This window comes from Pseudomonas sp. St29, from assembly GCF_001547915.1.
GTDB lineage: Bacteria > Pseudomonadota > Gammaproteobacteria > Pseudomonadales > Pseudomonadaceae > Aquipseudomonas.
In genome coordinates, this window is the sequence record NZ_AP014628.1 from 6,501,955 (window position 1) to 6,514,467 (window position 12,513).

Below are 12,513 nucleotides of genomic sequence, written 5' to 3' on the forward strand. Positions count from 1 at the left end.
GTTGTTGTTCAAGGTGCCTTTATATAAGGCACCTTGAAGTTAGCCATTAAAATAAAATCCAACTTAAAAGTTACATCAACGGCCGCTTCACGCCTCGAAGTTGCCTTAAGGTCCTGATTTCCTTTAGGGCCTACAGATTCCTGTGCCTATGAACGGGGACTTTCCCCACCCTTAACTTATTGGCTTACTTAGAGCCAAGGACCCATCATGTCTACTCTTTGCCTCCCACACGTCATGTTTCCGCAACACAAGATCACTCAACAACAGATGATTGATCACCTGGAGAACCTGCACGGCGACCATCCGCGCATGGCCCTGGCCAAGCGCATGATCGCCAACACCGAAGTCAACGAGCGCCATCTGGTGCTGCCGATCGACGAACTGGCGGTGCACACCGGCTTTACCCACCGCAGCATCGTCTACGAGCGTGAAGCCCGGCAGATGTCGTCCGCTGCGGCACGCCAGGCCATCGAGAATGCCGGCTTGCAGATCAGCGACATCCGCATGGTGATCGTCACCTCCTGCACCGGCTTCATGATGCCGTCGCTGACCGCGCACCTGATCAACGACCTCGGCCTGCCCAACTCCACCGTGCAACTGCCCATCGCCCAGCTGGGCTGCGTGGCCGGCGCTGCGGCCATCAACCGGGCCAACGATTTCGCCCGGCTCGATGCGCGCAACCACGTGCTGATCGTGTCCCTGGAGTTCTCTTCGCTGTGCTATCAGCCGGACGACACCAAGCTGCACGCCTTCATCTCCGCGGCGCTGTTCGGCGATGCGGTGTCGGCCTGCGTGCTGCGCGCCGATGACCAGGCCGGCGGCTTCAAGATCAAGAAGACCGAGTCGTTCTTCCTGCCCAAGAGCGAGCACTACATCAAGTACGACGTGAAGGACACCGGCTTCCACTTCACCCTCGACAAGGCGGTGATGAACTCCATCAAGGATGTGGCGCCGGTGATGGAGAAGCTCAACTACGACAGCTTCGAACAGAACTGCGCGCACAACGACTTCTTCATCTTCCACACCGGCGGCCGCAAGATCCTCGACGAACTGGTGATGCACCTGGACCTGGCCTCGAACCGGGTGGCGCAATCGCGCAGCAGCCTGTCGGAAGCCGGCAACATCGCCAGCGTGGTGGTGTTCGACGTGCTCAAGCGCCAGTTCGATTCCAATCTGAATCAGGGCGACATCGGCCTGCTGGCGGCCTTTGGCCCGGGCTTTACCGCAGAAATGGCGGTGGGTGAGTGGACCGCCTGAGGTAGCGCCCTGCGTCTGTCCGACCCGAGGTTGCCGGGCTGCATGGCCACCTCGGGTCGCACCCTCACGGCGCACCGCGCCGGGTTCATGGTTTCACAAGGAAGCTGAGCGATGAACGCTGGAATACCGACCACGGCTGCCGACAGCCGTTACGAAAGAACCATGGTGCTGCTGCTGTCACTGAGCTTCGGGCTGGTGGGGCTGGACCGCTTCATCATCCTGCCGCTGTTCCCGGTGATCATGCACGACCTGCAACTGGACTATCAGGACCTGGGCTACCTGTCCGCCGCACTGGCCTTCACCTGGGGACTGTCCGCCCTGGGCATGGGCAGCGTGATCGAGCGCCTGGGCACCCGCCGCGTGCTGGTGATCTCCATCACCGTACTGTCGCTGCTGTCCGGCTTCTCCGCGCTGGCCACCGGGGTACTCGGGCTGGTCATCTTGCGCGGGCTGATGGGCATCTGCGAAGGCGCCTTCACCCCGACCAGCATCATTGTCACCAACGAAGTCTCGCGCCCCGACCGGCGCGGACTGAACCTGGGCATCCAGCAGGCGCTGTTTCCGATTCTCGGCCTGTGCCTGGGGCCGCTGATCGCTGCCGGCCTGCTGCAACTGACCGGTTCCTGGCGTGCGGTCTTCGCCATCATCGCCCTGCCCGGCCTGCTCCTGGCCGGCTACCTGTGGAAGGCCTACCGGCCGCTGCCGGCAACGCCCCGTACAGGGGCCGACGCCAGCGCCGGGCGCCAATGGCTGGCGGCCTTCAAGAGCGGCAACGTCAGCCTGAACATCCTCATCATGTTCTGCATCCTCACTTGCCAGTTCGTGCTTTGCGCCATGCTGCCCAGCTACCTGACCGACCATCTGCACCTGCAGAACCTGTCCATGGCTCTGGTCATCTCGGCCATCGGCCTGGGCGGCTTCATCGGCCAGCTGATCATTCCCGGCCTGTCCGACCGCCTCGGGCGCAAGCCGGTGGTGTCGGTGTGCTTCATGACCAGCAGCACCCTGGTGGGCCTGCTGATCGTCAGCCCGGCGATTCCCTGGCTGCTGTTCCTGCTGCTGTTCCTGCTGTCGTTTTTCAATTTCAGCCTGATCTGCATGACGGTCGGCCCGCTGACCAGCGAATCCGTGGCACCCGCCCTGTTGCCGACGGCGACCGGGATCGTCGTGGGTTTCGGCGAGATCCTCGGCGGCGGATTGTCCCCGGCGGTGGCCGGGTTTGCCGCCAGCCATTTCGGCCTGCCGTCGATCCTGTACGTGGCCCTGAGCGGCAGCCTGGCCGGCCTGTTCCTGTCATTGCTGCTCAAGGACAGTGCGCGCCAGCCCCAACGCGCGCTGGCCTCCGGGCCGTTGCCTATCCTCCCCGCCCGCTTGCCCCTCAAGGACTAGAGAATCATGGACGATTACCTGCTGTTGCTGGATGTCTGCCACAAGGATCAGCGCGCCATCGGGCTGTTCGATTTTCACAATGGCCAGAGCCTGCGCGCCCTTTCCGAACATGGCGGACTGTACGAAACCCTGCAGTTCTGCGCCCGTCGCCATCTGAGCTGGAGCGAGCACCTGCGCAGCCTCCCGGCCCATCCCCGGCTGCCTGTCGAAGGCCTTGTGCAAGGACCGCTGCGCCCGCCACTCAAGCCCAGCGACAACCTGCTGGCCCAGGTCTGCGAGGTCACCCTGAACACCCCGCACACGCACCAGGGCTGGTTCTACAAGGGCAACGGCAACCTGCTCAAGACCGATGGCGAGGCGCTGACGATCCCCTACCACGCCCTGAGCATCAGCAGTCAGCCGGGGGTGGTCTGCGTGTACCTGGTGGATCACTTCAAGCAACTGCGGTTTGTCGGATTCAGCCTGGGCCAGGACATCCACGACCCGCTGCTGAGCCGCCAGGACGCCAGTTCCTGCGCGCAATCGCGGCTGCGCCAATGCGCCATCACCCCGGCGCTGATCCTTGGCGAACTGCAGCACAGCCTGTCACTCAATGTCCGGGTGGAACGCCAGGGCGCGCAGTTGTCCTACCTCAGCTACCACCTGGATCTGCAGAACTGGTGGGCGATCCGCAAGTACTCCCAGACGTTCCTCGAACAGCACGAGCAGTTCCTGCAACCGGGCATGGTCCACTATGTGTTCCACAGCGCCAGCCGGCGCGAGAACGAACTGCAGTTGCAGCACGGCGACTGGCTGGACCTGGACTGCCCGGAGCTGGAGCTGGGCCTGAGCAACCAGGTCAGCGAAGAAGAGCTGCTGCACCTCTACCCCCTGGAGAGTCAGCCACACCGGGGCCGCGCCCACGGCACCCGCCCGACGCGGCTACGCCAGCACTACTGAGGCGGACTCAGCGATAGGCCGCCACCGGGACACAGGCACAGAACAGGTTGCGGTCACCGTAGACGTTGTCCACCCGGTTCACCGTCGGCCAGTACTTGTGGGCCCGCGTGTGGGCACTGGGCAGCACCGCCTGTTCGATGCTGTAAGGCCGCTCCCAGGTCCCGGCGATATCCGCCAGGGTATGGGGCGCGCCCTTGAGCGGATTGTCCTCGGCCGGCCAGTTGCCCTCCTGGACCTGGGCGATCTCGGCGCGGATGCTCAGCATGGCCTCGACAAAGCGATCCAGCTCGGCCTTGGACTCGCTTTCGGTGGGCTCCACCATCAAGGTACCCGGCACCGGGAACGACATGGTCGGGGCATGGAAGCCGTAGTCCATCAGGCGCTTGGCCACATCCTCCTCGCTGATGCCGGTCAGGGCCTTGAGCGGTCGCAGGTCGAGAATGCATTCATGGGCCACCCGGCCATTACGCCCGCTATAGAGCACCGGGAAGGCCCCGCTCAGCTGATCGGCGAGGTAATTGGCGGCCAGAATCGCCACTTCGCTGGCATCCGCCAGTTGCGGCCCCATCAGGGCGATGTACATCCAGCTGATGGGCAGGATGCTGGCGCTGCCCCAGGGCGCCGCGCTGACCGCGCCGTTGTCCGCCAGCGGTCCGTCGATCGGCACCACCGGGTGATTGGCGACAAAGGGCGCCAGATGGGCGCGCACGCCGATCGGCCCCATGCCCGGCCCACCACCGCCGTGGGGAATGCAGAAGGTCTTGTGCAGGTTCATGTGGGAGACGTCGGCGCCGATGTCCGCCGGCCTGGCCAGGCCCACCTGGGCGTTGAGGTTGGCGCCATCCATGTACACCTGGCCGCCGTGGCTGTGGATAACTTCACAGACCTGGCTGATGCCCTCCTCATAGACACCGTGGGTCGACGGATAAGTCGCCATCAGGCAGGACAGGCGATCGCCGGCTTCGGCAGCCTTGGCTTTCAGGTCCTGGAGATCGACGTTGCCGGACTCGTCGCACTCGACGATCACCACCTGCATCCCGGCCATCTGCGCCGACGCCGGATTGGTGCCATGGGCCGAGGCCGGTATCAGGCAGATGTGCCGCCCGCCTTGCTGGCGGCTCTCGTGGTAGCGACGAATCGCCAGCAACCCGGCGTACTCGCCCTGGGCCCCGGAGTTGGGCTGCATGCAGACCGCATCGAAACCGGTGATGGCGCACAGCCAACGCTCCAGTTCCTCGATCATCAAGGTGTAACCGATGGCCTGCTCCCGCGGGGCGAAAGGGTGCAGGTTGGCGAATTCCGGCCAGGTGATGGGGATCATCTCGCTGCTGGCGTTGAGCTTCATGGTGCAGGAGCCCAGGGGGATCATCGATTGGTTGAGCGCCAGGTCCTTGTTCTCCAGCTGCTTGAGGTAGCGCAGCATCCGGGTTTCGCTGTGATGGTCGTTGAACACCGGATGGGTCAGGCAGGGGCTGCGCCGCAGCAGTTCGTCGGGCAGTCCCGACTCCAGCGCCTCGGCGTCCAGTTCAGCGACGTCCAGCCCGTGGTCGGCACCGAGAAACACATCCAGCAACCGGGCCACGGTGGTTTCGTCGCAGGTTTCATCCAGGCTCAGGCCCAGCCGGCCGCGCCCGAGAATCCGCAGGTTGATCTGCAGCGCCCTGGCGCTCTCGATGATCGCCGTCTGGCTGCCCCCGACCTCCAGGGTCAGGGTGTCGAAGAAGTGCCGGTTGACCCGGGTGATCCCCTTGCGCTCAAGGCCGGCGGCGAGAATGCAGGTCAGCCGGTGCACCCGCTGGGCAATGCGCTTGAGCCCCGCCGGACCGTGATAGACCGCATAGAAGCCGGCGATGTTGGCCAGCAGCACCTGGGCGGTGCAGATGTTGGAGTTGGCCTTTTCGCGACGAATATGTTGCTCGCGGGTTTGCAGGGCCATGCGCAGCGCCACCTGGCCCCGGGCATCCTTGGACACGCCGATGATGCGCCCGGGCATGGCGCGCTTGTACTCGTCACGGCAGGCGAAAAACGCCGCATGCGGACCGCCGTAGCCCATGGGCACGCCGAAGCGCTGGGAGGAACCCAGCACCACGTCGGCCCCCAGCTCGCCGGGCGGGGTCAGCAACAGCAGGCTGAGCAGATCGGCAGCGACACAGGCCAGGGCCTGCTGTGCGTGCAGGTGGTCGATCAGCGGCCGCAGATCGACGATCTCGCCGTGGGTATCCGGGTATTGCAACAGCGCGCCGAACACCTGGTGCGCGGGCAAGTTATCCACAGCGTCGACGATCAGTTCGAAGCCAAACCCTTCGGCCCGGGTACGCACCACGGAAATGGTCTGCGGATGGCAGTGTTCATCGACAAAGAACAGATTGCTTTTGGACTTGGTCACGCGCTTGGCCAGGGCCATGGCTTCGGCGGCCGCCGTCGCCTCGTCGAGCAACGAAGCGTTGGCCAGGTCGAGGCCGGTGAGGTCGATGGTCATCTGCTGGAAGTTGAGCAGCGCTTCGAGCCGGCCCTGGGCGATTTCCGGCTGGTAGGGCGTGTAGGCGGTGTACCAGCCGGGGTTCTCCAGCACGTTGCGCAGGATCACGGTGGGCGTCAGGGTGCCGTGATAGCCCATGCCGATCAGACTGGTCCAGACCTGGTTCTGCGCGGCATAGCCCTTGAGCCGGGCCAGGGCGGCCTGTTCATCCAGCGCCGGTGGCAGGTCCAGGGGGCGATTGAAGCGGATTCCCGGCGGCACCGTCTGCTCGATCAGCTCAGTGCGGCTGCCCAGCCCGAGGCTGGCGAGCATCGCCTGCTGCTCCTCGGCATCGGGACCCAGGTGCCGGTTGAGAAAAGCGTTGGGCTCGCGTAACTGGCTCAGGGATGGCGACTGGGACATGGCAGGCTCTCCGATAAGCGGCGCTCAGCGTCGATGCAACAGGGTGCAAAGCAGCATAGCAGCCGATTCCACCGCTCGACGCACTGGCGTCCCGAGGCAATCGGTACCATCATGCAGGGCGTTCGCGCGCCAGCCCCGGCGCGCCTCAACCCTGCTTCCATCGTCCGCTTATCGGGTGTCCCACTGTCATGAGCCAACTGCCATTCCTGCCGTTCTCCAAACCCACCATCGATGAATCCACCATCGCCGCCGTCGGCGAAGTGCTGCGTTCGGGCTGGATCACCAGCGGTCCCAAGGTCCAGGCTTTCGAAGCCCAGCTTTCGGAGTTCTTCGGCGGACGCACGGTACGCACCTTCAACTCCGGCACCTGCACCATGGAGATCGCCCTGCGCATCGCCGGCATAGGCCCCGGGGATGAAGTCATCACCACGCCGATTTCCTGGGTTGCCACCGCCAACGTGATTCTCGAAGTGGGCGCCACGCCGGTGTTCGCCGACATCGATCCGGTCACCCGCAACATCGACCTGGCCCAGGTCGAAGCGGCGATCACCCCGCGCACCAAAGCCATCATCCCGGTGTTCCTGGCCGGCTTGCCGGTGGACATGACTCGCCTGTACGCCCTGGCCCAGAAACACGGCCTGCGGGTGGTGGAAGACGCGGCCCAGGCCCTGGGCTCCAGCTGGAATGGCCAGCGCATCGGCGCCGCTGGCGACTTCGTGTCCTTCAGCTTCCAGGCCAACAAGAACGTCACTTCGTCCGAGGGCGGCTGCCTGGTACTCAATACCCCGGAGGAAGTGCGCCTGGCGGAGAAGTACCGCCTGCAAGGCGTGACCCGCAGCGGCTTCGACGGCCTGGACGTGGACGTGCTCGGCGGCAAGTTCAACATGACCGACGTGGCCGCGGCCATCGGCCTGGGGCAGTTTGCCCATATCGAGGCGATCACCGCCCATCGCCGTGAGCTGGCCCGGCACTACTTCGAATGCTTCGGCAGTGACTTCGAGGCCCGCTATGGCGCCCAGCTACCGCCGGCGGATTTCAGCAACAGCAACTGGCACCTGTTCCAGCTGGTGCTGCCGGAGCGCAAAGACGGCAAGCCGGCCCGGGCCACCTTCATGGAGCAGATGCAGGAACGGGGGATCGGCATCGGCTATCACTACCCGCCGATTCATTTGCTGAGCCTGTACCGCGAGCGCGGTTTCAAGGAAGGGATGTTCCCGGTGGCGGAACGGGTCGGTCGACTGATCGTCTCGTTGCCGATGTTCACGGCCATGAACAAGGCCGACGTCGAACGTGCGGTGGCGGCCGTAAAAGAGGTGTTGCAGGCTTAAGCACCTGCGCGGGCCAGCCCGCTCCTGCAAAAACGGGAGCGGACCTGCCTGCAGGAATGCCTTACTCGCCGATGGCGGCCTTGTAGCCGGCGGCGTCCAGCAGTTTCTCCAGATCGGCCGGGTTGCTTGGCTTGAGCTTGAAGATCCAGGCGTCGTAAGGCTCGCTGTTGAGCAACTCGGGGCTGGTGCTCAGCTCTTCGTTGACCGCGATCACCTCGCCGGCAACCGGCGCATAGATGTCGGAAGCGGCTTTCACCGACTCCACCACACCGGCCTGGTCCCCTGCGCCAAACACGTTGCCGACTTCGGTCAGCTCGACGAACACCACGTCGCCCAGGGCTTCCTGAGCGTGGTCGCTAATACCCACGGTCACGCTGCCGTCGGCTTCCAGACGGGCCCATTCGTGACTATCGGCAAAACGCAGGTGGGCAGGGATATCGCTCATGTTCTGTGTCCTCAAGAAGAAGTGTCAGCGGCGCAATGCCGGCTGGAAATAGTTAGATCAAGGTCTTGCCGTGGCGCACGAAGGTCGGTTTGACCACCCGGACCGGGTACCACTTGCCGCGGATTTCCACTTCGGCACGGTCGGCGGTGGCCATCGGCACCCGCGCCAGTGCGATCGATTTACTCAGCGTAGGGGAGAAACTACCACTGGTGATCTCACCTTCGCCAACATCCGCGATGCGAACCACCTGATGCGCGCGCAAAACCCCACGCTCCTCCAGCACCAGGCCCACCAGTTTCTGCTTCACCCCGGATGCTCGCTCGGCCTCCAGGGCCGTGCGCCCGATGAATTTGCGCGAAGAAGGCTCCCAGGCAATGCTCCAGGCCATGTTTGCCGCCAGGGGCGAGACATCCTGGTGAATATCCTGACCGTAGAGGTTCATGCCGGCTTCCAGGCGCAGGGTATCCCGAGCGCCCAGGCCGATGGGCGAGATCCCCGCGCCCACCAGGTCGTTGAAGAAGCCCGGCGCCTGGTCGGCGGGCAGGACAATCTCCAGACCGTCCTCGCCGGTATAGCCGGTGCGGGCAATGAACCAGTCGCCGTCGCTGCCGGCTTCGAATGGCTTGAGCTGCTGGATCAGGGTGCCGCGGGACTGGGTCACCAGCTCGGCAATCTTGTGCCGCGCCTGGGGCCCCTGGATGGCCAGCATCGCCAGTTCCGGGCGCTCGCGCAGTTGCACCTGGAACTCGCCCAGTTGCGCCTGCATCCAGGCCAGGTCCTGATCACGCGTGGCGGCGTTGACCACCAGACGGTAAGCGTCTTCGAGGCGATAGACGATCATGTCGTCAACGATGCCGCCGCGCTCATTGAGCATGGTGCTGTACAAGGCCTGGCCAGGGTGCTGCAAACGTTCGACATCATTGGCCAGCAAGTGCTGGAGCCAGACCTTGGCCTGAGCGCCGCTGACATCGATCACGGTCATGTGGGATACATCGAACACACCGCAATCACGTCGCACCTGATGGTGCTCCTCGACCTGCGAACCGTAATGCAAAGGCATATCCCAACCGCCAAAATCGACCATTTTCGCGCCGAGGGCGAGATGCAGGTCATACAGAGGCGTACGCTGTCCCATGGGTTTCTCCTTCCGGGCGTGGCGAGGGTGCGGACTGGCGCTGCTAGGGTGAAAGCCTTGAAATAGATGGCTTGCAGCCGACTTCAGCGTCCCGGCCAAACAACAGGCCGCACCGAATGCCGCGCATTGTAGCTGCAAGGTGCAAGGCTGGCACCTAACCGATTCGATGGGCCGAGCGGCGGATCAGGCCAATCACCGGCAGCAGGCCAACCAGCACCAGGGTCAGCGCCGGCAACGACGCCCGGGCCCACTCCCCTTCGCTGGTCATCTCGAAGATCCGCACCGCCAGCGTGTCCCAGCCGAACGGGCGCATCAGCAGGGTGGCGGGCATTTCCTTGAGCACATCGACGAACACCAGCAGGGCGGCGCTCAAGGTCCCGGGCAGCAACAGCGGCAGATACACTTTGAAAAACAGTCGCGGCCCACCCACCCCCAGACTGCGCGCGGCTTCGGGCAGCGACGGGCGAATCCGCTCCAGGCTGTTTTCCAGCGGTCCGTAGGCCACAGCGATGAAGCGCACCAGGTAGGCCAGCAGCAGGGCCGAGAGACTGCCCAGCAACAGCGGCTTGCCGGCCCCGCCCAACCAGCCGGACAACGGGATCACCAGTTCGCGATCCAGGTAACTGAAGGCCAGCATGATCGACACCGCCAGCACCGAACCGGGCAAGGCGTAGCCCAGGTTGGCCAGGCTGACCCCGGCGCGGATTCCACGGGTCGGCGCCTGGCGACGGGCGAAGGCCAGCAGCAGGGCCACGCTGACAGTGATCAACGCCGCCATGCCCCCCAGGTACAGGGTATGCACGATCAATCCGGCGTAGCGCTCGTCCAGATCGAAGCGCCCGCGCTGCCAGAACCACGCCAGCAGCTGCAGCAGCGGAATCACGAAGGCGCAAGCAAAGACCAGAAGGCACCAGCCCGTGGCCGCCACGGCCTTGATCCCCCGCAGGTGATACAGGGCCTTGCCCCGGGGCCGCTCGTTGCCGGTGCGGCTGGCGCCCCGCGCGCGACGCTCGCCGTACAGCACCAGCATCACCGCCAGCAGCAACAGGCTGGCCAGCTGCGCTGCGCTGGAAAGGCTGAAGAAGCCATACCAGGTCTTGTAGATGGCGGTGGTGAAGGTGTCGAAGTTGAACACCGCCACCGCGCCGAAATCCGCCAGGGTCTCCATCAGCGCCAGGGCCACGCCGGCACCGATGGCCGGCCGCGCCATGGGCAGCGCCACGCGCCAGAACGCCTGCCAGGGCGATTGGCCGAGCACCCGCGCGGCCTCCATCAACCCCTTGCCCTGGGCCAGGAAGGCGTTGCGCGCCAGCAGGTAGACATAGGGATAGAACACCAGCACCAGCACCAGGATCACCCCGCCGGTGGAACGTACCCGCGGCAGTCGCAGGCCGCTGCCGAACCATTCCCGCAGCAGGCTTTGCACCGGCCCGGAAAAGTCCAGCAGGCCGACGAAGACGAACGCCAGGACATAGGCCGGGATCGCGAAGGGCAGCATCAGCGCCCAGTCCAGCCAGCGCCGCCCGGGAAACTCGCAGAGGCTGGTGAGCCAGGCCAGGCTCACCCCCAGCAGGGTCACGCCAACGCCCACCCCGAGCACCAGGGTCAGGGTGTTGTTCAGCAACCGTGTCATCTGCGTGTCCCACAGGTGGGACCAGATCTGCGCATCGACCGCCTGCCAGGACAGCAGCAGCACACTCAGCGGCAGCAGGACCAGGGCCGCTACGGCAAAGACCAGGGGATACCAGCGACGTTGGGCGGGATGGGCCACAAAGAACTCTCGGGCAGGTGGAACAGACAAAAATACTTGCGCAAAACGCGTGGGGTGATGGAGCTTGCTCCCGCTGGGTGCCATGGCCGCCCCAACGGCTGCAACCACGTTACGCCAGTTGAATCACGTATTCAGGGCTTGCCACCGCTACGCGGTGGAACGGGAGCAAGCTCCCTCGCCACAAAAGCCCAACCGTTAAACAAAACGCCCCGCAAAAGCGGGGCGCAGTATAACGGCAGGCTCAGTTCCAGCCAGCGCGGTCCATCAAGCGAATGGCTTCGGCCTGGCGCTTGCCGGCGATTTCAACCGGCAGGGTGTCGGCCACGAACTTGCCCCAGCTGGCCACTTCGTCCGAAGGTGCCACCGCCGGGTTGGCCGGGAACTCCTGGTTGACGTCGGCGAAGATCTTCTGCGCCTCGGGCGTGGTCATCCACTCCACCAGGGCCTTGGCCGCTTCCGGGTGCGGCGCGTGCTTGGTCAGGCCGATGCCCGACAGATTGACGTGCACCCCGCGGTCGCCCTGGTTCGGCCAGAACAGCTTCACCGCCAGGTTCGGCTTCTGCTTGTGCAGGCGACCGTAGTAGTAGGTGTTGACGATGCCGACGTCGCATTGCCCGGCGTTGATCGCATCCAGCACGGCGATGTCATCGGAGAACACATCGGTGGACAGGTTGTTGACCCAGCCCTTGACGATCTCTTCGGTCTTCGCCGCACCGTGGGTTTCGATCAGGGTGGCGGTCAAGGACTGGTTGTAGACCTTCTTCGCGGTGCGCAGGCACAGGCGACCTTCCCACTGCTTGTCGGCCAGGGCTTCGTAGGTGGTCAGCTCGGTAGGCTTGACCCGCTCGGTGGAGTAGGCCAGGGTCCGCGCCCGCAGGCTCAGGCCGGTCCAGGCGTGGTTGGAAGAGCGATATTGCAGGGGAATGTTGCTGTCGATGACCTTGGAAGTGAACGGCTGGAGGATGCCCATCTGCTCGGCCTGCCACAGGTTGCCGGCATCCACGGTGAGCAGCAGGTCGGCGGTGGCGTTCTCGCCTTCGGCCTTGATCCGCTGCATCAGCGGCGCTTCCTTGTCGGTGATGAACTTGATCTTCACCCCGGTCTTCTGGGTGTAGGCATCGAACACCGGCTTGATCAGCTCATCGATACGCGAGGAGTAGACCACGACTTCATCGGCGGCCTGGGCGGCGCTGCCAATGAGGGTGAGGGCCAGGGCGGTCAGTAGACGCTTCGGTGCCAACATGGGAGCAGTCTCTCGATTTCAAAATGAGGCGAAATGATAAGGACTCCCATTTGCCATCTCAACCGAACCCGGCGCCGAGGCGTTACCAGATGTTGCGTGGAACCCTCCTCCGGCACGCTTCGCCG

General features: G+C 64.5%; 9 protein-coding genes. 4 read left to right on the forward strand and 5 right to left on the reverse strand.

Annotated features, from left to right (window positions below; all coding sequences use genetic code 11):
• Positions 1-207 precede the first annotated feature (207 nt).
• The 3 genes from PST29_RS29070 (at position 208) to PST29_RS29080 (ending at position 3,585) form a co-directional block, all read left to right on the forward strand.
• Positions 208-1,257, forward strand: coding sequence for a type III polyketide synthase (locus PST29_RS29070; RefSeq protein WP_060841629.1), 1,050 nt, complete (start codon positions 208-210; stop codon positions 1,255-1,257).
• 111 nt (positions 1,258-1,368) lie between these two features.
• Entirely contained in the window at positions 1,369-2,646 is a 1,278-nt protein-coding gene (locus tag PST29_RS29075; RefSeq protein ID WP_060844924.1) for an MFS transporter, read from the forward strand.
• 6 nt (positions 2,647-2,652) lie between these two features.
• Positions 2,653-3,585, forward strand: coding sequence for a fumarylacetoacetate hydrolase (locus tag PST29_RS29080; RefSeq protein ID WP_060841631.1), 933 nt, complete (start codon positions 2,653-2,655; stop codon positions 3,583-3,585).
• 7 nt (positions 3,586-3,592) lie between these two features.
• On the opposite strand, the gene gcvP is transcribed toward PST29_RS29080, so the two are convergent.
• Positions 3,593-6,466, reverse strand: coding sequence for an aminomethyl-transferring glycine dehydrogenase (gcvP, locus tag PST29_RS29085; protein WP_060844925.1), 2,874 nt, complete (start codon positions 6,464-6,466; stop codon positions 3,593-3,595).
• A gap of 188 nt (positions 6,467-6,654) precedes the next feature.
• On the opposite strand from gcvP, the gene PST29_RS29090 reads away from it, so the two are divergent.
• Positions 6,655-7,794 (forward strand): DegT/DnrJ/EryC1/StrS family aminotransferase, encoded by a 1,140-nt coding sequence (locus tag PST29_RS29090; RefSeq protein WP_060844926.1) that lies wholly within the window; start codon positions 6,655-6,657, stop codon positions 7,792-7,794.
• 61 nt (positions 7,795-7,855) lie between these two features.
• On the opposite strand, the gene gcvH is transcribed toward PST29_RS29090, so the two are convergent.
• The 4 genes from gcvH to PST29_RS29110 all read right to left on the reverse strand — a co-directional run bounded on the left by gcvH (position 7,856) and on the right by PST29_RS29110 (position 12,388).
• Positions 7,856-8,239 carry a glycine cleavage system protein GcvH gene (gcvH, locus tag PST29_RS29095; RefSeq protein ID WP_060841634.1) on the reverse strand — a complete coding sequence of 128 codons (384 nt, stop codon included), beginning with the start codon at positions 8,237-8,239 and terminating at the stop codon, positions 7,856-7,858.
• A 52-nt stretch (positions 8,240-8,291) separates the two neighbouring features.
• The gene (gcvT, locus tag PST29_RS29100; RefSeq protein WP_060844927.1) at positions 8,292-9,374 is read right to left on the reverse strand and encodes a glycine cleavage system aminomethyltransferase GcvT; all 1,083 of its coding nucleotides are present in this window, start codon (positions 9,372-9,374) and stop codon (positions 8,292-8,294) included.
• A gap of 154 nt (positions 9,375-9,528) precedes the next feature.
• A complete protein-coding gene (locus PST29_RS29105; RefSeq protein ID WP_060844928.1) occupies positions 9,529-11,145 on the reverse strand; it encodes an ABC transporter permease in 1,617 nt (538 codons plus the stop codon).
• A 241-nt stretch (positions 11,146-11,386) separates the two neighbouring features.
• A complete protein-coding gene (locus PST29_RS29110; protein WP_060844929.1) occupies positions 11,387-12,388 on the reverse strand; it encodes an extracellular solute-binding protein in 1,002 nt (333 codons plus the stop codon).
• Positions 12,389-12,513 lie beyond the last annotated feature (125 nt).

Bases quoted from the DNA above. Each gene is read 5' to 3' on its own strand.
- PST29_RS29075 (WP_060844924.1), top strand. From the start codon at position 1,369: ATGAACGCTGGAATACCGACCACGGCTGCCGACAGCCGTTACGAAAGA.
- PST29_RS29080 (WP_060841631.1), top strand. From the start codon at position 2,653: ATGGACGATTACCTGCTGTTGCTGGATGTCTGCCACAAGGATCAGCGC.
- PST29_RS29070 (WP_060841629.1), top strand. From the start codon at position 208: ATGTCTACTCTTTGCCTCCCACACGTCATGTTTCCGCAACACAAGATC.
- PST29_RS29110 (WP_060844929.1), bottom strand. From the start codon at position 12,388: ATGTTGGCACCGAAGCGTCTACTGACCGCCCTGGCCCTCACCCTCATT.
- gcvT (WP_060844927.1), bottom strand. From the start codon at position 9,374: ATGGGACAGCGTACGCCTCTGTATGACCTGCATCTCGCCCTCGGCGCG.
- PST29_RS29090 (WP_060844926.1), top strand. From the start codon at position 6,655: ATGAGCCAACTGCCATTCCTGCCGTTCTCCAAACCCACCATCGATGAA.
- gcvP (WP_060844925.1), bottom strand. From the start codon at position 6,466: ATGTCCCAGTCGCCATCCCTGAGCCAGTTACGCGAGCCCAACGCTTTT.
- gcvH (WP_060841634.1), bottom strand. From the start codon at position 8,239: ATGAGCGATATCCCTGCCCACCTGCGTTTTGCCGATAGTCACGAATGG.